The 19,361-nt window shown below is 65.9% G+C and carries 14 protein-coding genes; 4 read left to right on the top strand and 10 right to left on the bottom strand.

The features are described 5' to 3' along the window. Nucleotides 1–17 precede the first annotated feature (17 nt). The 3 genes from ASF09_RS15870 to ASF09_RS15860 all read right to left on the bottom strand — a co-directional run bounded on the left by ASF09_RS15870 (nucleotide 18) and on the right by ASF09_RS15860 (nucleotide 3,421). Complete coding sequence (locus tag ASF09_RS15870) at nucleotides 18–500, bottom strand: DUF4440 domain-containing protein (protein ID WP_060527072.1); 483 nt, start codon at nucleotides 498–500, stop codon at nucleotides 18–20. A 4-nt stretch (nucleotides 501–504) separates the two neighbouring features. Further along, nucleotides 505–2,106 (bottom strand): carboxyl transferase domain-containing protein, encoded by a 1,602-nt coding sequence (locus ASF09_RS15865; protein ID WP_060527071.1) that lies wholly within the window; start codon nucleotides 2,104–2,106, stop codon nucleotides 505–507. A gap of 148 nt (nucleotides 2,107–2,254) precedes the next feature. Continuing rightward, nucleotides 2,255–3,421: an isovaleryl-CoA dehydrogenase gene (locus ASF09_RS15860; RefSeq protein WP_060527070.1), complete on the bottom strand. Its 1,167-nt coding sequence runs from the start codon at nucleotides 3,419–3,421 to the stop codon at nucleotides 2,255–2,257. Nucleotides 3,422–3,586: 165 nt separating this feature from the next. Here ASF09_RS15860 and ASF09_RS15855 point away from each other — a divergent pair, with 165 nt between their 5' ends. Next, a complete protein-coding gene (locus tag ASF09_RS15855) occupies nucleotides 3,587–4,315 on the top strand; it encodes a Crp/Fnr family transcriptional regulator (protein ID WP_162237258.1) in 729 nt (242 codons plus the stop codon). Nucleotides 4,316–4,318: 3 nt separating this feature from the next. Here ASF09_RS15855 and ASF09_RS15850 read toward each other — a convergent pair whose 3' ends face one another. From ASF09_RS15850 to ASF09_RS15840, 3 genes are all read right to left on the bottom strand, one after another. After that, nucleotides 4,319–4,654 carry a hypothetical protein gene (locus ASF09_RS15850; RefSeq protein ID WP_056052732.1) on the bottom strand — a complete coding sequence of 112 codons (336 nt, stop codon included), beginning with the start codon at nucleotides 4,652–4,654 and terminating at the stop codon, nucleotides 4,319–4,321. Between the two features lie 90 nt (nucleotides 4,655–4,744). Further along, nucleotides 4,745–5,560, bottom strand: a complete 816-nt coding sequence (locus ASF09_RS15845) for a transglutaminase-like domain-containing protein (protein ID WP_060527069.1) — start codon at nucleotides 5,558–5,560, stop codon at nucleotides 4,745–4,747. Nucleotides 5,561–5,586: 26 nt separating this feature from the next. Beyond that, nucleotides 5,587–6,504, bottom strand: a complete 918-nt coding sequence (locus tag ASF09_RS15840; RefSeq protein WP_060527068.1) for a transglutaminase family protein — start codon at nucleotides 6,502–6,504, stop codon at nucleotides 5,587–5,589. A gap of 16 nt (nucleotides 6,505–6,520) precedes the next feature. Here ASF09_RS15840 and ASF09_RS15835 point away from each other — a divergent pair, with 16 nt between their 5' ends. After that, nucleotides 6,521–7,348 carry an N-formylglutamate amidohydrolase gene (locus ASF09_RS15835; RefSeq protein WP_060527067.1) on the top strand — a complete coding sequence of 276 codons (828 nt, stop codon included), beginning with the start codon at nucleotides 6,521–6,523 and terminating at the stop codon, nucleotides 7,346–7,348. Between the two features lie 272 nt (nucleotides 7,349–7,620). Continuing rightward, nucleotides 7,621–9,771, top strand: a complete 2,151-nt coding sequence (locus ASF09_RS15830) for a TonB-dependent receptor (RefSeq protein WP_060527066.1) — start codon at nucleotides 7,621–7,623, stop codon at nucleotides 9,769–9,771. A gap of 58 nt (nucleotides 9,772–9,829) precedes the next feature. On the opposite strand, the gene treY is transcribed toward ASF09_RS15830, so the two are convergent. From treY to glgX, 4 genes are read right to left on the bottom strand one after another with little or no spacing between them, the layout of a single operon-like run. Then, entirely contained in the window at nucleotides 9,830–12,271 is a 2,442-nt protein-coding gene (gene treY, locus ASF09_RS15825; RefSeq protein ID WP_060527065.1) for a malto-oligosyltrehalose synthase, read from the bottom strand. Then, nucleotides 12,268–14,244 carry a 4-alpha-glucanotransferase gene (malQ, locus tag ASF09_RS15820; protein WP_060527064.1) on the bottom strand — a complete coding sequence of 659 codons (1,977 nt, stop codon included), beginning with the start codon at nucleotides 14,242–14,244 and terminating at the stop codon, nucleotides 12,268–12,270. Before malQ ends, treY begins: the two co-directional genes overlap by 4 nt. Beyond that, a complete protein-coding gene (gene treZ / locus ASF09_RS15815; protein WP_060527063.1) occupies nucleotides 14,241–15,947 on the bottom strand; it encodes a malto-oligosyltrehalose trehalohydrolase in 1,707 nt (568 codons plus the stop codon). Before treZ ends, malQ begins: the two co-directional genes overlap by 4 nt. Next, on the bottom strand, nucleotides 15,944–18,046 hold the full coding sequence (gene glgX / locus ASF09_RS15810) for a glycogen debranching protein GlgX (RefSeq protein WP_156359399.1): 2,103 nt from the start codon (nucleotides 18,044–18,046) through the stop codon (nucleotides 15,944–15,946). The genes treZ and glgX overlap by 4 nt, the downstream gene beginning before the upstream one ends. 184 nt (nucleotides 18,047–18,230) lie before the next feature. Between glgX and ASF09_RS15805 the strand changes: the two genes are divergently transcribed. Then, nucleotides 18,231–19,334: an NADH:flavin oxidoreductase/NADH oxidase gene (locus tag ASF09_RS15805; RefSeq protein ID WP_060527061.1), complete on the top strand. Its 1,104-nt coding sequence runs from the start codon at nucleotides 18,231–18,233 to the stop codon at nucleotides 19,332–19,334. The last annotated feature ends 27 nt before the right edge of the window (nucleotides 19,335–19,361 follow it).

The raw sequence follows: 19,361 nt of genomic DNA, 5'->3' as shown, positions 1-19,361 counted from the left end.
GTGTAGGACAGGCCATGTCAGTTCGCGCAGCCGGTGGTGCGTTTGGACCAAGTGAGGTTGGCGATCTTCCAGCGGCCGGCTTCGCGGACCATGTCGAAATGGTCGATGCCGCAATGCGAGACCTTGCCGTCGATCGTGAAGACGTAGGGCGACCAGACCATCGCGATGTCGCCATCGATGTCGACCGCGGGATCGGTGAGGCGTTCGGCGTAGCGCTCGGGGCCGGGCTTCAGCGCGGCGGCGAAGTCGGTCCAGCTCGTACGGCGGATGCTCCGCGCGCCGTCCGGCTTTTCCTCGGCGACGGTGGCGCCGCCGTCGGCGCGAACCTGCGCGAGGATCGCCTGTCCGTCGCGCGCGGCGAGCGCGGCGAAGAGCGCGTCGATCGGGACCATGACGCCGGCCTCTTCGGTCATTGCCGCGGGTGGCAGGCCGGTGCCCTTGACGATCGGCTGGACCGGTGTGACCTGCCCCGTGGCGAGCAGAAGTGACAAGAGGATCATCGGGTTACATCCGGAACACGCCGAACGCGGGGCGTTCGGGGATGGGAGCGTTGAGCGTTGCAGCGAAGGCCAAGCCTAGCACATCGCGGGTCTGCGCGGGGTCGATGATGCCGTCGTCCCAGAGGCGCGCGGTGGCGTACCAGGGGTTGCCCTCGTCCTCGTATTTCTGACGAACGGGGGCCTTGAAGGCCTCGGCCTGTTCGAGCGTCCAGCTTTCCGCATCGCGGTGAACGGTCGCCAGCACCGAGGCCGCCTGCTCGCCGCCCATCACGCTGATCCGGCTGTTGGGCCAGGTGAACAGGAAGCGGGGCGAATAGGCGCGGCCGCACATGCCGTAATTCCCAGCGCCAAAGCTGCCGCCGATCAGCACGGTGATCTTCGGGACGGTCGCGGTGGCGACGGCCGTGACGAGCTTTGCGCCGTGTTTCGCAATGCCTTCCGCCTCGTACTTGCCACCGACCATGAAGCCGGAGATGTTCTGGAGGAACAGCAGCGGGATGCGGCGCTGGCAGGCGAGTTCGATGAAGTGCGCGCCTTTCTGTGCGCTTTCGCTGAACAGCACGCCGTTGTTGGCGAGGATTGCGACGGGGATGCCCCAGATGTGCGCGAACCCGCAGACGAGCGAGGTGCCGTAGAGCGCCTTGAACTCGTGAAACTCGCTGCCGTCGACGAGGCGCGCGATGACTTCGTGGACGTCGTAGGGCGCGCGTACGTCGCTCGGGACGATGCCGTACAGTTCTTCGGGGGCGAACTTGGGCGGCCTGGGCTGCTGGAGGTTCACCGCGGTCTGCGCCTGCGGTTGCAGCGTCGAGACGATGTCGCGGACGATCGTCAGCGCGTGCTCGTCGTTCTCGGCGACGTGATCGACGACGCCCGAGCGGCGGCCATGCGTGTCGGCGCCGCCCAGTTCCTCGGCGGAGATGACTTCGCCGGTCGCGGCCTTTACGAGGGGTGGGCCGGCGAGGAAGATCGTCCCCTGCCCGCGGACGATGATCGTCTCGTCGGACATCGCGGGAACGTACGCGCCGCCCGCGGTGCAGCTGCCCATGACGCAGGCGATCTGCGGGATGCCGAGCGCGGACATGGTCGCCTGGTTGAAGAAGATGCGGCCGAAGTGATCGCGGTCGGGGAAAACCTCGGCCTGATGCGGCAGGTTGGCGCCGCCGCTGTCGACGAGGTAGATGCAGGGGAGCCGGTTTTCCTGCGCGATCTCCTGCGCGCGGAGGTGCTTCTTGACGGTGAGCTGGTAGTAGGTGCCGCCCTTCACGGTCGCGTCGTTGCAGACGATCATGCACTGGCGGCCGGAGACGCGGCCGATGCCGATGATCAGGCCGGCGCCGGGGACTTCATCGTCGTACAGGCCGTTCGCGACGAGCTGGCCGATTTCGAGGAAGGGCGAGCCGGGGTCGAGGAGGCGTTCGACACGGTCCCTCGGGAGGAGCTTGCCGCGCGAGGTGTGGCGCTCGCGGGACTTGGCGTTGCCGCCCAGCGCGGTGCGAGCGACGTCCTCCCGGAGGGTTTCGGCGAGCGCGCGGTTGTGGGTCGCGTTGGCGCGGAAGGTTTCGCTGTCTGGGGACAGCGCGGAGGTCAGGACGGGGGCGGTCATGCAAATCCTCCCCGGCACGGGGAGGGGGACCGTTCGTCCGCTTGGGCGAAGGGTGGAGGGGGGCTTCCGCCGGCGTTACGTGCGGGGTGAGCCCCCTCCACCGCTACGCGGTCCCCCTCCCCGTTTCGGGGAGGATTTGCGGTGGCCATTACTGTACCACCTTCGGGGCGGCACCGATGAGCTCGCGGCCGATCAGCATGCGGCGAATCTCGTTCGTGCCGGCGCCGATGTCGAGCAGCTTCGCATCCCGCATGAACCGCTCGACCGGCCAGTCCTTGGTGTACCCTGCCCCGCCCAGCGCCTGGATCGACTCCAGCGACACCTTCACCGCGCTCTCGCTCGCGAGGAGGATTGCGCCCGCCGCGTCGAACCGCGTCGTCTTGCCCGCATCGCACGACTTGGCGACCGCATAAACGTACGCGCGCGCCGAACTTAGCGCGACGTACATGTCGGCGACCTTCGCCTGGATCAGCTGGAACTGGCCGATCGGCGTGCCGAACTGCTTCCGCTCACGGACGTAGGGGATCACCACGTCGAGGCACGCCTGCATGATGCCGAGCTGGATCCCCGCCAGTACGGCGCGCTCGTAGTCGAGGCCCGACATCAAGACGCCGACGCCGCCATTCTCGGGGCCCATGACGTTCTCGGCCGGAACCAAACAATCGTTGAACACGAGTTCGGCGGTCGGCGACCCGCGCATCCCCATCTTGTCGATCTTCTGGCCGATCGAGAAGCCCGGCATATCCTTCTCGATCAGGAACGCGGTGATTCCGCGCGAGCCTTCGCCGGTCTTCCCATAGACTACGAGGGTATCGGCGTAAGTCGCGTTGGTGATCCAGAATTTCGTGCCGTTGAGGATGTACCCCGCGTCGGTCTTCACCGCCTTGAGCTTCATCGAGACGACATCCGAGCCGGCGCCCGCCTCGGACATGGCAAGACTGCCGACATGCTCGCCCGACACGAGCTTCGGCAGGTACTTCGCCTTTTGCTCGGGATTTCCCCAGCGGCGGATCTGGTTGACGCACAGGTTCGAATGCGCGCCGTAGCTGAGCCCGATCGAGGCGGACGCGCGCGAGACTTCCTCGACCGCGACGACATGCTCGAGATAGCCGAGGCCGAGACCGCCATATTCCTCCTCGACGGTGATCCCGTGCAGGCCGAGTTCGCCCATCGCCGGCCAGAGTTCGCGCGGGAACCAGTCGTCGGCATCGATCTTCGCCGCCAGCGGCGCGATCTTGTCCGCGGCGAACCGCTGCGTGGACTCGCGGATCATGTCCGCAGATTCGCCCAGCGCGAAATCGAAATCGTTCAGCATGCCATCTCCGTGTCGCCTCGCTTGCCGAGGCTGTTGCGCGGCGACTAGCACAGCGCTTCCTCGTGCGAAACCAGCGGTGAAACCGTCATCCCCCCTTCCCGCTGGGCGACGTTCGTGCGAACGATATTTGCTCATGGGGCGTGGACGTAAGGCACGAAGATGCAATTGAGCGGTTTGATCGCGCGGCTGGGTCGACATCTCGACCTGACCGAGGCGGAGCGGGACGCGATCCTGCAGGCGGAAAAGGGCGAGCGACGCCTGAAAGCGGGCGACGTGCTGATGGCGGAGGGTGGTGAAAGCCATGCGCTGTACGTCGTACGTCAGGGCTGGCTGCATTCGTCGACCAAGCTGATCACCGGCGGGCGGCAGATCCTGCGATTTCATTATGCGGGCGACCTGATCGGTACGTCGAGCATGGCGTGGTCGCAGGCGGCGGCGACGCTGACCGCGATCTCCGATTGTATCGTCATCGAAATGCCAAAGAATGCCCTGGGGCAGCTGTTCCGTGCGCAACCGCGGATCGCCGGGCTGCTCTATGCGATCGCTGCCGCCGAGAACGTCGCGATGAGCGACCGACTGACGACGATCGGCCGGATGGGGGCGAGCGAGCGCCTGTCGACGCTGCTGTTGGACATCATGGCGCGGCTGCGGGTGACCGCGGGTGGGATCGTCGACTCGTTCGACCTGCCGCTGACGCAGACCGATATCGGCGATGCGCTCGGGCTGACCAAGGTTCACGTCAACCGCACGATCCGCGCGCTGGAGAAGTCCGGCGTGATCGAGCGGACCGGGCGGCGGGTCAAGATCGTCGACGAGAAGGCGCTCGTCGCGGCGACTGGATTCGTCGATCGCTACGGCGAGATCGAGACGGCGTGGCTGCCCGCCGCGGCGTAAAATTCAGGTGCGATCGACCACGAACAGCGTGACTCGGTCGTACTTGATATCGCCGGGATTGAAGATCGCATCGGGGACGAACGGGCGATCGATGACCTCGATATCCTTCAACCCGGCGAGCTTGAACGTGCCGAGCTTGATCTCTTTCGGCGGCTGACCGTCACGCTCGAGCGTGATCGCATCGACGAACACGTCGTCATGCTTGGTGTAGAGGATGTGCGGGGCGAGCGTGCAGACCATCCGGTTATACGTCGCGGTGATGCACTGGCGCAGCGCGATCGCCTGCAACAGCAGGGCGTTCGCGTTGGCGGGCGAGGATAAGTCTGGCGTCGAGGTCATGTTGTGCATCGCAGCATAAGTTTGGGGGATCGGAGCCGTTAGGCCGAACGCGGCGCTCGCGACAAGACCTAACTTGCCGCAAGCGCCCGTTTAGCCCGCGGCGTCGACCTCGTCGGTGTGGACATCGAAGCCGACCAGACGCGCCGGACCGAAGCTGGTGGTGAGCGCGGTATCGGTCGCGTCCCTCCCCCGCGCCATCAGGATCCGGCCGATCCGCGGACGATTGTGGCGCGCGTCGAGCGTGTGCCAGGTGCCGCCGAGATACACGTCGAACCACGCCGAGAAATCCATCGGCGCATCGACCGGCGGGATACCGATATCGCCAAGGTAGCCAGTGCAATAGCGCGCGGGGATGTTCATGCAGCGGCACAGCGTGATCGCGAGGTGGGCGAAGTCGCGGCACACGCCCTGGCGCTCCTGATAGACGTCCCACGCGGTCTTGGTCGAGCGCGCGAAATGATAGCCGAACTCGACATGGTCGTGCACGAAGTCGACGATCGCCTGGACGCGCTGCCAGCCCGCAGGGACGTGGCCGAACAGCGACCACGCGGTCTCGGAGAGCCGGTCGGTCTCGCAGTATCGGCTGCCGAGCAGGTAGATGAGGACCTCGTCGGGCAGATCCTCGACCGCATGCTGGACCGCGTCGGGGGAGACGGGGTCCGGCAAGCCGCTGTCCTCGATCGAGAAGTCGCACGATAGCGTCAGCCCCCCCTTGGGGACGGTGAAGCGTGAGCAGACGTTGCCGAACGCATCGAGATAATCATAGGTCGGCACGTCGGGATCGGCGGCCAGCCGGTGCGGCGTCACCAGATCCTTGTTGCGCGACGGATGCAGGCTCAGCATCGCCATCATCGGCGTCGCCACGTCGGTTTCGAAACGAATGTCGTAGCCGGCCCTGATCAGCATCGATGTCCCCCTTGGATGCCCTGGTGTCATGCGGATTGCGATGATGGATGCTGGTGACGCGCGACCTCCGCGTCCTCGTCGACGGTGATGTCGACCGACACGCTCATGTCGAGAAAGCTGCCGGGGAAGCCGCTCCAGGTCCCCGAGACCGGAACCGCCTGATAGATGTCGCGCGCGATCGCGACGCGGACGAGCCCGCGATTGCCGACGATGCCGTTGGTCGGATCGAACTCGACCCAGCCCGAGCCCGGCAGGTACACGCGGACCCAGGCATGCGTGTTGCCGCCGCCGGTGCGATGCTCCCGACGTGTCGGGTTGTAGACATAGCCTGACACGAACCGGGCGGCGAAACCGAGCGCGCGGACCGCCTCGATCATCAGCATCGCATAATCGCGACACGTGCCCTTGCGCGTCGTCAGCGTCTCGATCGGCGACTGCGTGCCCTTCTCCGGGCGCTGGACATAGGTGAACTCGCGTTTGATCGCGGCGGTCATCTCCGACAGCATCGCCAGCGTATCGGTCTTCCCGCCGGTGCCGACGAAACGCCGCGCCCAGCTGTCGATCTGGCGTTGCGGGTCATGATGCTGGCGCTCGATCGAGCGCAGCAGGTCGGGCATTTCCTCGGACGAATAGGTGAACGGATACTGCCGCGCATAGCGTTCGATATCCACGCGTTGCAGCTCCGCCGGGCTGTGGTCGAGGCGAACGGTGCTGTCGATCACGAGATCCTTCGCACGCTTCGCAAAGGTGGCGATCGCGACCGAATTGCCGAACACGTCGTGCAGCCAGCGGATGTCGGACGGCTCTGGGCTGATCGTCAGCGTCGCGTCGATCAGGTGCTGGTCGTAGCTTTCGCGCGGTCGGACCATGATCCGGTGCTCGCCGAACGCAACCGGTTGGCGATACGAGTATTTGGTTACATGAGAGAGCGTTAGAGATGGCATCGAGGATCCACGTCGCATGAACAGCACTGCCAGCCAAACGCTGCTTGGGACCGAAGATGCCGCACCGGTCATGGTGGTCAACCCCAAAGGTGCGTCATCGTTCCTGTTGATCGGCGATCACGCCGGAAATGCAGTGCCGAAGCGATTGAACGCGCTGGGCCTGAACGATGTTGATCTGGCGCGGCATATCGGCTGGGATATCGGCATCGGTGAACTCGGCGCGATGTTGGCGGAAAAGCTCGACGCGGTGTTCGTCCGCCAGACCTATTCGCGGCTGGTGATCGACTGCAACCGCAGCGAAACCCAGCCGGATCTGATCGCGGACATCAGCGATGCGACGATCGTTCCGGGCAATGCCGGCTTGCGTGCCGCGGACCGTGCGGCACGTCTGGCGGAGATCCATGCGCCCTATCAGGCGGCAATCGCGGCCGAGCTGGCGCGGCGCGATGCGGCGGGGATTCGGACGATACTGGTCGCGCTCCACAGCTTCACGCCCGCGATGCGCGGTGTGTTGCGGGACCAGGAACGACCCTGGCAGATCGGTATACTCCATGACGGTGGCGACACGGATTTTGCACACGCGCTGCTCAATGTGTTGCGGGCCGAGCCCGACCTGACAGTCGGCGACAACGAGCCGTACCGGATGGACCTGATCGACTACACCATCCCGCGCCATGCTTATCCGGCACGACGGCCTTATGCGGAGATCGAGATCCGGCAGGACCTGCTCGGCTCGACCGAAGGCTGCGCGGCATGGGCGGATCGGCTGGCGCGGTTGCTCCCGGTCGCCGCCGACGCGCGTGTGGGGACTCGACATCCCGCTGGCGTGACTGGCGTTCGCTGAGCGAACGAGTGGCGAAGCAGAAACGCCCCCCACCCCGTCATCCTGACGAAAGTCAGGACCCAGGGTCACGCGAGATCCGCTGCTTGATACTGGATCCTGACGTTCATCAGCATGACATCGAGGCGAGCGCTCCCCCGCTTCTAAGGCCGATCCGTGTTGCATTGCGGTAACAGCCAGTCACCGATGTACCAGCCTTTCCAAATTCAAACTTGATATGATGTATCATATAGTTTTAATCGTCGGTTCATTCAGGGACGACACGGGGAAATTTAATGAAGACGATGCTGTTCGGCGCCACCGCCGTGGCCGCCCTCCTAGCCGCACAGGCGCATGCGCAGACGACTGCCCCGGATCCGGCCGCTCGACCCGCGGCCCCGACCAACCAGCGCGACATCATCGTCACCGCGCCGATCCAGACCAGCGAGCGCGACGTATTGCAGGGCACCACCGTCCTGACAGGCCAGGAACTCACCCGCCAGCTGCGCCCGTCGATCGGCGAGACTCTCGCGCGCCAGCCCGGCGTGTCGGCCTCTTCGTTCGGCCCGAGCGCCTCACGGCCGATCCTGCGTGGCTTCCAGGGTGACCGGATCCGCGTGCTGACCGACGGGATCGGCTCGATCGACGTCTCGAACACCTCGGTCGATCACGCGGTCATCATCGACCCGCTGCTCGCCGAGCGCATCGAGATTCTCCGCGGCCCCAGCGCGCTGCTGTACGGCACGTCGGCGGTCGGCGGCGTCGTCAATGTCATCGACACGCGCATCCCGCGGTCGGTGCCCGAGAACGGCTACCGCGTGAACGGCATCGCCAATTATGGTTCGGCGGCCAACGAGCGCTCCGGCGGGATGGCGGGCGACGTCGCGGTCGGCCAGCATCTCGTGCTGCACGCGGACGGCTCGTACCTGAAGTCGGGCGACCTGCGGACCGGCGGCTACATCCTGTCGCGCGACGCCCGCGCACAAGCCTTGGCGACGGCGGCCACCACACCCGTTGATCCCAACGACGCTGAGTCGATCGACTATGCCGCATCGGCACGGTTGAAGGGCAAGCTGCCCAACACGCAGGCCGAGACGTGGACGGCGGGCGCCGGCGCGTCGATCATCACCGACAACGGCAATCTCGGCATTTCGTACAGCCACTATGACAGCCTGTACGGCGTGCCGGTCCGCTACGCCACGCAACCCGGCCAGGAACAGGAGGCGCCCCGCCTCGACGTCGTCCAGAACCGCGTCGACCTGCGCGGCGAGATCGATACAGGCGGCGACGTGATCAGCAAGATCCGCATCCGCGCCGGGCAGGCGAGCTATCGCCATTTCGAGCTCGAGGAGGACAACTCCGTCGGCACAGCCTTCTACAACAAGGGCCTCGAAGGACGCCTGGAGGTCATTCAGGCGAACCGTGGCGGCTGGCAGGGCGCATCTGGCGTGCAGTTCTACAACCGCATCTTCAACGTGGTCGGCGACGAAGCCTTCCTGCCGAAGAACGAGACCAACCAGACCGGCCTCTTCACGCTGCAACAATATGAGGCCGGCAAGTTCCGCGCCGAGGGCGGCGTACGCTATGAGATCACTGATCTCGCTGCGCGCACGCCCGAGGACGATCTGCGCTTCTTCCGTGGCAGCCAGAGCTATCATTCGGTCTCGGGTTCGCTCGGTGCCTCCTATGCGCTGACCGACACCATCCGCGTCGGCCTGAACGGCTCGCGGACCGAGCGTGCGCCATCTGCCGAAGAGCTGTTCGCGAACGGTGCGCATGCCGGGACGCAGGCGTACGAACTGGGCAATCCGAACTTCCGGCTTGAGAAGTCATGGGGCCTCGAAGGCACGCTGCACGCGCATGGCGACGGCTTCAGCTTCGACGCGTCGGCCTATTACAACTGGTTCTCGAACTACATCTCGGAGAACCAGGTCGCGTCGACGGTCTGCCAGGCTGCGGCCGATCCCTCGGGCCGCACCGTCGACCTGCCCTGCTTCCAGTATCAGCAGGCCGACGCGCGCTATTACGGGTTCGAGGCGGATGCATCGGTGAAGGTCGCACAGATCGGTGGCTATGCCGTCAACGCCGACCTGCTCGGCGATTACGTCCACGCCAACATCGTTGACCAGGGTCCGGTCCCACGCATCCCGCCGATGCGTGTGCTGGGCGGAATCGAGGCGCAGGGCGACCGGATCAACGGCCGCTTCGAGGTCGAGCATGTGTTCGACCAGAACCGCATCGCCGCGTTCGAGACGAAGACCAACGCGTACACGATGGTCAACGCCTCGATCGGCCTCAGCCCGTTCAGCAAGGAGTCGAAGACGACGTTGCTGCTCAGTGCGAACAATCTGTTCGACGTGAACGCCCGCCGCGCGACGAGCTTCCTCAAGGACTTCGCACCGCTCGCAGGCCGCGATTTCCGGGCTACGCTGCGCTTCGGGCTCTAAGCGCGGTCAAGGGAGGTTGGCGTCGCTCGATCCCAACCTCCCAGTCTCGCGATCGGCGCTAACGCTGCTGCAAAGACAGCATCTCGACCGATAGCGCGTGTTCGCCGAGCAGATCGGCGAGCAGTTCGCCGGATGCGAGCGCGGTGTCGCCCCACCAATCGCGCCCGTCGATCCCTTCCAGATGACGCTCGGCGCAACGCAACGGGACGACGCAGCGCAGGCTTGCCTCCTTACCTACCCGCCGGAACGCGATGGCTCGATCCGCGCGAACGCCGGTCAAGCCTACAGACTCGTAGGCGCCTTCCGAGAACACATCTGGATGCTCTCGGCGCAGCGCGAGAAGCCGCTTGATCAGCGCCATCTTCGCCGGAGTCTTCGCGGCCGACCGATCGCGAAGGCGCGCATAGTCGACCGGACGGCGATTGTCGGGATCGACCAGGCTCAGATCGGCCATTTCGGTACCCTGATACAGGTCGGGGACGCCGGGCATGGCGTAGCGCAGCGCAACCTGCGCAAGGCTGTTGGCAGCCGCGGCGGACGCGATCCGGACTACGAACGCAACGATATTGTCGAGAAACGCGCGAGACCGTGCGGGATCAAGCAACGCCCGCGCTAGGTCATGGCACCGAGTTTCGTACGCCTCGTCCGGTGCTTCCCAAGAGGATCGGAGCTTGGCCTCGCGCAACGCCTTTTCCTGCCACGCTACGATCCGCGCGGCATAGTCGGACAGGCCGTCGGTATCCGATGCGGCAAGGCCTTCCGGCCATGCGCCGAACAGCGTCTGGAGCAGCATATAGGTGTCGGCGGGATCAACGCCGCCCGCATACGGTGCAGCCAGTTCGAACCAATGCTCTACACGCGAACGCCAGAGATCGGGTATCTCGCTGAGCACCGCGAGCCGGGCGCGGACGTCCTCGCCGCGCTTGTGATCGTGCGTCGCGGTTGCGAGCATGGCGGACGGCCAGTCTCGCGCCCGCTCGATCATCGCGGCGTGGAACGCATCGATATCGAGCGACATCCGCGCTGCGTCGAAACCGACGTCGTTGCGCGAAAGCAGGCGGCCGTAGCGATAGAATGCGGTGTCCTCGACCGCCTTCGCCGCGATCGGCGCAGAGAGTTGCTGGAATTTGCGCACCGCCGCGGCGGCGAGTGCAGCGTCGCCAGAGCCTTCGCCTGCCAGCCAGGACAGGATTTGGTCGACTACGGAGCCTTCACCGGGGGGGACGAACGCGGCGACGCGCTCGCGGACGGTGTCGCGAATCTCGATGTCTGCTGCCGGTGCGGCAGCGCCCGTGCCGTAGGTGCGGTAGACCGGGAAGACCCAGAGCAACCGCTCGATCGCGCGGTGCAGCATGCCCGTTGTCAGACCATCACACTCGACGGCGGTGCGGGCGAGCGCGGCGAACGCCTCGACGCACCTTCGGTGCTGCGCATCGAACTGCCAGGCTAGCAATTCCTGACGCGCGCGCAGTTCCTCGGGTGCGAAGTCGGCGGAGCGACCGCTTATGTCTGCCCAGAGTTTGCCGAGCGGGTCAGCGCTGGCGGGGGCATGGAGCAATGCCGTGACCTGCTCCATGAAGTCGTACCCGCTGGTGCCGTCGACGCCCCAGTCGGTGCTGAGCGGTTCGCCGTCGGCGAGGATCTTCTCAATGACGATATACGCCGGACCGCTTGGTGCACCGGCGGGGCGATCGATCGCATCCAGTCGCGCCCGGAGCTGGCGGCAATAGCCGGCGGGGTCGGTCAGGCCATCGACGTGATCGACGCGGACGCCGTCGATCAGGCCCTCGGCGTAGAGGCGGAAATAGAGCGCGTGCGTGGCCTCGAACACGATGGGGTCCTCGGCGCGAAGACCGGCGAGGTCGTTGATCGTGAAGAACCGCCGCCAGTTGAGTTCGTCGTTCGCGACGCGCCACGAGGCCAAGCGGTAATGCTGGCGGTCGATCAGCACGGCGATGTCATCGGTCGCTGCGGTCGCCTGGTCCTCGTCGCGGATAGGCAGGCGATGTTCGCCGTACGCCTCGAGGACGTAGCGGCCGTCGTTCTGCCGGACCTTCAGCGCGCCGCTCGCGAGCGTTTCGGCGAGCGGATCGCCGAGGATCGGGAGGACGAGCTTCTCGTGCCAGTCGATGTCGAAGTAGCGCGCAAATTCGCTGCCTTCACCGTGTTTTAGGACGTCGTTCCACCACACGTTCTCACCACCGGCGACGCCCATGTGGTTGGGAACGATATCGATGATGACGCCCATCTCGCGCCCACGCAGCGCTCCGACGAGGCTGCGGAAAGCGTCCTCGCCGCCGAGTTCGGGATTGATCCGGGTCGGATCGACCACGTCGTAGCCGTGCATGGACCCGCTTCGCGCGGTGGTGATCGGCGAGGCGTAGAGGTGGCTGATCCCGAGGTCGTCGAGATACGGGACCAGCGTTTCGGCGTCGGCGAACGTGAAGCCCTTGTGGAACTGGAAGCGGTAGTTTGCGCGCGGCGTTGTAGGCGGGATCATGCGGGTCTCGTGGCGTTGAGCGTGTCGATGCGGGCGGCGACTTCGGGGCGGGCGAGCAGCGCCTCGATCGTGTCGGGCATGCGGCGGCGCCAGTTGGGGTGTTCGTCGATCGTGCCGGGGAGGTTGGGTTGCTCGACCAGTCCGGCGAGATCCTCGATCGGGATGATGGCGAGCGCGCAGGGCGTGCTGGCGACATGGGCAACGGCGGCGTCGACGACCGGATCGGTGTCTTCGGGGGTTGGCTGTTCGGTGCCGGTGTGGAATGCAGACCAGAGCGCGACGCGGTCCTCGGCGCGGGCGGCGAGGTCCGTGGGTTTGTCGGCAGCGTCGGACTTGCGTCCGAGGTTCCACGTCCAGTCGATATCGCGGCCGCTCCACCAGCCAGCGACGGTGGCAAGGTCGTGCGTACCGGTCATCGCTACCGCGTCGGTCGACCATCTGGCGGGGGGGACGAAGCCGTCCGCGTCGCGCTCGAACCAGAGGACGCGCATGCCGAGCATGGCACGGGCGTCCATCGCCTCGCGGAACCCGTCGGGTACGGTACCGAGGTCTTCGCCGATCACGATCGCCTCGGCACGCTGCGATTCCATCGCGACGATCCGCATCAAGTCTTCGAACGGCATGTCGAGGTATGCGCCCTCCGCGGCAGACGCACCTTCGGGGACGACCCAGAGGCGGCGGAGGCCGAACGCGTGGTCGATGCGGATGCCACCGGCGTGTGCGAGCGCCGAACGGATCGTCGCGATGAAGGGGGCAAAGCCGGTGTCGCGCAGGGCTTGTGGGTCGAACCCGGTGATGCCCCAGCTTTGTCCGTCGGGGCCGAGCGGATCGGGCGGCGCGCCGATCGAGAGGCCGGTGAGCAAGTCGCTGCGTCGGCTCCAGCCGTGGCTGCCGCCGGGGTCCATGCCGACGGCGAGATCTGCGATGAGGCCGATCGCCATGCCGGCGTCCTTGGCGGCCGTCTGCGCGGCGTCGAGGTCGCGGCGCGCTAACCACTGGAGGAAGATGTAGAACGTGACGTCGTCCGCATGCTCCGTGACGAAGCGGCGGACGGTAGGGCTGGCAGGATCGTGATACTCGGTCGGCCATTGCTGCCAGCCGCGTGCACCGGTGGTCGCGAAGAAGTGCGCGTGGAGGGCGTCGAACTCGGCATGGCGTTCGAGGTCGTCGCCACCTTGTCGCCTGAACGTTGTCAGGGTTTCTTCAATCTGTGAAAGCGTTTGGTCGAAGCTCTTGCGTAGTTGCGCGAGCTTTTCCGGGATCGCGGCGTGCCAATCGATCAGTTCGGGAAAGTCGCGGATGTCGGACTGTGTACCGAATGCGACCGGGTCACCGTACAGGCCGTTGAGGAATTGTCGGCTCGAGGGTGCGTAGGGGCTATACCGGCTGGCGTCGGCGGGGAACAGCGCGTGGGTGGGGCTGATCGCGAGGGCATCGGCGCCGCAATGGCCGAAGGCTCGGGCGGCATCGGCTAGCGAAACGAAGTCACCTAACGCCTTCGGTGCGTCGGTGCGGAGGCTCGGGATCTGGACGGCGGGCGCCCAGAGTTTGCGGCCCGATAGGGCGTCGGCGATCGTGTAACAGCGGCGCGGCGCGACGAGAATGTCGATGACTTCGCCATTGATTTCAAGCGTGTGGTAGCCGCTCTTGCTTATCGGACTCAACTCGCCGTTATCGACCGTGACCGCGTGCGTCGTACCGTCCTCGAACGTAAGTTCGGCTTTGCCTGATACATTTGATACCAGCCGGATCGGGGCTCCCACATCGACGGACAGGAAACGGACACCCTGCTCGTTTCGAGCTTCGATCGCGGCGAGGCTTTCGGCGATCTGCTTTTTACTTCCGGACGGATGGACGAGACGATCCAGGATTGCCTGTAACGCGTGGTCGGCGACGGTCTGGCGACGACCGGCTGCGTCCTGCCATTCGGGTTGCAGGCCGGCCGCGACCGCGAGTGTTCGGAGGCTGCTCATCGATCCAGCCAGACTGCCACGCTGGCAGCCTCCCCCGGTTCGCCCTCGGCGAAGATTGGCGAAGCCTCTATTGCAGGAAAATCAACGACATCGTCGCCGAGGTTGAGCGCAATTGTCAGGATTGCGCCGTCACCCATTTTCCAGCGCGCAACAACGGCCCCCTCCCCGATCGCTTCGGCGCCGATCGCGGTCGTGTCGCGCAGGCGGGGAATGATTTGCTCGTGTCGGATCTTGAGCAGGGTGCGGTACAGGTCCTGCCACTCGGCCGCGTCGGCACCGGGCCGTGCTCGCGATTGGAGGAAGGTTTCATGCGCGTTTGGGTCGGGGATTGCCTCGCGCGCTTCGGGATCGGCGAAGGCGGCGAACTTGGCGAATTCCTTGCGCCGACCTTCGCGCACCGCGTCCGCTAACTCGTCGTGGAAGTCGGTGAAGAACAGGAACGGGCTTTCGCTCCCGTGCTCGTCGCCGATGAAGAGCAAGGGTATCTGCGGGCCGAGCAGCAGCAATGCGGTGGCGGCGCGGAGCTTCTGGTGGTCGGCGAGCAGCGTCAGGCGTTCGCCCAGCGCGCGGTTGCCGATCTGGTCGTGGTTCTGGAGGAACGCGACGAACGCGGTCGGTGACAGGTGCGCACTGGGTTTACCGCGCGGCTTGCCATCATGGTTCGGGGAGCCTTCGCCCTGGTAGATGAAGCCTTCGCCGAGGCAGCGCGCGAGGCGTTCGGCGGGGCGGTCGGCGAAGTCGGCGTAATAGGCGCTGGTCTCGCCGGTAAGCAGGACGTGGAGGACGTTGTGGAAGTCGTCGTTCCACTGCGCGTCGAACGCGGCGGGGTGAAGCCGGTCGGCGTCGTTGCCTTCGTTTTCGAGAACGAGGTGGACGTAGCGGCCGGCGGTCTTCTCGCGGAGTTCGGCGGCCATTGCGTCGAGGAAGGCGTCGTTCTCGATCGCGTGGACCGCGTCGAAACGGAGGCCGTCGAACTTGTACTCGTTCAGCCACATCAGCGCGTTGTCGACGAAATAGCGGTGGACCGGCGCCTGGTCGACCGCGACCGCACCACCCCAGGGGGTGTCGACCTCGGGGTGGAAGAAGCCCTTTGCATAGGCGCCGAGGTAGTTTCCGTCGGGGCCGAAGTGGTTGTAGACCACGTCGAGAAACACGGCAAAACCGAGTTCGTGCGCGCGGTCGACCAGCGCCTTCAATTCATCGGGCGTCCCGTAGCTTTCGGCGGGGGCGTAGGGGAGCACGCCGTCATAGCCCCAGTTGCGGGTGCCGCCGAACGCATTGACGGGCATGAGTTCGACTCCCGTGATGCCGAGTTCGGCGATCGCCGGGAGGTGGTCCACGACGCCGGCGAAGCCGCCGAGCGTGCCGACATGGACCTCCTGGATGACCATCTCTTCCCACGGTCGGCCGCGCCAGTCCGGGGTGCGCCACGCGTAGGCGTCACGGTCGACGACCACGCTCCAGCCGTGGACGCCACCGTCTTGTGCCCGTGCGGCGGGGTCTGGGACGGTCAGGTCGTCCGCGAGCCGGAACCGATACCGAGCACCGGCGCCGACCGGAGCTCTAGCGCTGAACCAACCCTCCGGTGCGGGGGTCATCGGGACCGCGTCGCCGTCGGCGATCTCGAGCGTCACCGCATCGCGGTCAGGTGCCCAGAGACGGAAGACCGTCCCGTCATCGGCGAGCGTCGGTCCCCAGGTCATGCCGCTGCGATCGTCCAGGAGAGTAGCGCCGCGCCCTGTTGCGGCAGTTCGTAGCTGTCCTTGATTAAAGTCGCACCCTGCTCCGGCTTGCTGCTGTCGATCAGCACGGTGCGCTCGACCTCTGCAGGCGGCGGCATATGGAAAGTGAGCGGGCCTTCCGACGCGTTGAGCAGCAATGAGATAACCTGCACCTCACCCGACTCCTGCTCGCACGCGCGGCGCATCACCAGTGCGCGGCCGTTGGTGTTTTCCCAGTCCTCCGGCGTCAGTTGCAGACCGCGCTCGTCCCACCATTCTATGTCCTTGAGGCCTTCCGCGGGCGTATCCTCACCGTAGAGGAAGTTGCCGGCGCGGAGCATCGGGTAGTCGCGGCGGAGGGCGATCAGGCGCGCGGTGAAGTCGATCAGCCCGTCGCCCTCCGGCGACTTCGCCTTGTTCCAGTCGAGCCAGCTGATCTCGTTGTCCTGGCAATACGCGTTATTGTTGCCGTTCTGCGTACGGCCGAACTCGTCGCCCGCCACCAGCATCGGCGTGCCGAGCGAGGCGAACAAGGTGGTCAGCATCGACCGCATCACGCGCGACCGGGTCTCGAGGATCGCGGGGTCTTCGGTCGGGCCTTCGACGCCCCAGTTGCGCGAGCAGTTGTTCGAGTGGCCGTCGTTATTGTCTTCGCCGTTCGCCTCGTTGTGGCGCTCCTCGTAGGCGACGGTGTCGGCGAGCGTGTAGCCATCGTGCGCACCGAGCAGGTTGACGCTCGCCCAAGGGCGGCGCGCCCGGCGGTCGAACAGGTCGGCCGAGCCGGTCAGGCGGGCGGCAAGATCGGCGCGCTGCGCGTGGTCACCGCGCCAGAACTTCCGCACGGTATCGCGGTACTTGTCGTTCCACTCGGCAAAACCGGGGGGGAAGTTGCCGAGCTGGTAGCCGCCGGGGCCGATGTCCCAGGGCTCGGTGATGAGCTTCAGCCTGCCGAGCACGGGATCCTGGCGGAGCACGTCGAAAAAGCCTGCGCCGGGATCGAAGCCGGTGTCCGTCCGGCCCAGCGTCAGGCCGAGATCGAAGCGGAAGCCGTCGATGCCGAAGCTGGTCGCCCAGTAGCGGAGCGAGTCCGCGACCATCTGGATGACGCGCGCCTTGGTGAGGTTCAGCGTGTTGCCGGTGCCGGTGTCGTTGATGGAATAGCGGGGGTCGTCCTTGACGAGGCGGTAGTAGCTCGCGTTGTCGAGACCGCGCCAGGAGAGCGTCGGGCCCTGTTCGGAGCCTTCGCAGGTGTGGTTGTAGACGACGTCGAGGATCACCTCGATCCCGGCGGCGTGCAGGCGGCGGATCGAACGGCGGAGTTCGTCGTGGCTGTCGGTCGCGAAGAACGAGCGCTCGGGCGTGAAGAAATTGAGGGTGTTGTAGCCCCAATAGTTGCGCAGGCCCTTTTCCTGGAGGAAGCGGTCCTGAATGTAGGTGTGGATCGGCAGCAGCTCGAGCGCGGTGACGCCGAGGCGCTTGAGGTGATCGATGACCTTGGGGTTGCCAAGCGCAGCGAAGGTGCCGCGTTCGGAGGGCTGGACCTCCTCGAACAGCTTGGTCAGGCCCTTGGTATGCGCCTCGTAGATCACCGTCTCGGACCAGGGCGTATTGGGCCGTACGTCGCGCGACCAATCGAAATGGCTGTCGGTCACGACGCCCTTGGGCATCGTCAGCGCGCTGTCGCGCTTGTCGAAGCTCAGGTCCGCGCGGGGCGACTTGACCTGGTATCCGTACATCGCGTCGGTCCAGCGGAGTTCGCCGATCATCTGCTTGGCGTAGGGATCGAGCAGCAGCTTGTTCGGGTTGAAGCGGTGGCCTTCCTCGGGCGCGTACCGGCCATGCGCGCGATAGCCGTAGACGAGGCCGGGCTGCGCGTCGGGGAGGTAGCCGTGCCAGACTTCGTCCGTCCATTCTGGCAGCGGATAGCGCTTCAGCTCGCGGCGGCCGGTCTCGTCATAGACGCAGAGTTCGATCTTCTCGGCATTAGCGGAATAGACCGCGAAGTTGACGCCGAGGCCGTCGAAGGTCGCGCCGAGGGGATAGGCCGAGCCGGCGTCGAGCGTGTCGGGCAGTAGATGCAATGCGAGGACCCTTTTCGTGTCGTAATCGTCGTGCTGCGGGACCAACTTTATCGCGGTGCAGCATTCCTTGCCGTGAAACCCGCCCGCCCGTTCCTATGTTCCGCAGGCAGCAGCGAGTTTTCGCCGCACCTTCTCACAGATCAAGGGACATGCGCATGCCTTCCACCATCCGATCGATCGCCGCATGAGCGGGCCCAAACTGTTCGAGCCGCTCCAGGTCGGCAATCTCACGCTCGCGAACCGAATCGTGATCGCGCCGATGTGCCAGTATTCGGCGACCAACGGCTGCATGAACGACTGGCACCAGATCCATCTGGGGCAGCTCGCGCTGTCGGGCGCGGCGCTGCTGACGATCGAGGCGAGCGCGGTGCTGCCCGAGGGTCGGATCACGCATGGCGACGTCGGGCTGTACGACGATGCGACCGAGGCGGCGATGGCGGGGGTGATCGAGAGCGTGCGGCGCTGGTCGGACATGCCGATCGCGATCCAGTTGTCGCATGCGGGGCGCAAGGCGTCGTGCGAGGTGCCCTGGAAGGGCGGACTCCAGATCGCACCGGGCGAGCCGAACGGGTGGCAGACCGAGGGACCTTCGACGGTGCCGTTCCTGCCGGAGGAGAATGCGCCGGTCGCGCTCGACGCTGAGGGGCTGGCGCAAATCCGCGATGCGTTCGTGGCGGCGACGGTGCGTGCGGCGCGGCTCGGGATCGACGCGGTGCAGTTGCATGCAGCGCATGGGTATCTGTTGCACGAGTTCCTGTCGCCGTTGTCGAACCGGCGCGAGGACGAGTATGGCGGCAGTCTGGAGAACCGGATGCGGTTCCCGCTTGAGGTGTTCGATGCTGTTCGGGCTGCGTTTCCGGCGGAGCGCGCGGTGACGATGCGCGTGTCGGGGACCGACTGGGCCGAGGGCGGTTGGGGTTTGGAGCAGACGGTGGCGTTCGCGAAGGCTCTGGAGGCGCGCGGTTGCAGTGCGATCCACGTATCGAGCGGTGGGATCACGCCCGCGCAGCAGATCCCGGTCGGACCGAGCTATCAGGTGCCGCTCGCGCGGGCGGTGAAGCAGGCGGTGTCGATCCCGGTCGTCGCAGTCGGGCTGATCACCGATTTCGAACAGGCCGAGGCGATCGTCGGGACGGGCGATGCAGACATGATCGCGCTGGCTAGGACGATCCTGTACGATCCGCGCTGGCCTTGGCATGCGGCGGCGCATCTTGGGGGTAAAGTGAAGGCGCCGAAGCAGTATCTGCGGTCGCAGCCTCGGCAGTATAAGGATCTGTTCGAGGGGTAGGCGGACCCACCGTCCAGCGGCGCCGTT

The sequence above is a fragment of the Sphingomonas sp. Leaf242 genome (assembly GCF_001422045.1).
Taxonomy (GTDB): domain Bacteria; phylum Pseudomonadota; class Alphaproteobacteria; order Sphingomonadales; family Sphingomonadaceae; genus Sphingomonas.
Note: the sequence above shows the minus strand (reverse complement) of the source record. Positions and strands in the feature narration are given on the sequence as shown.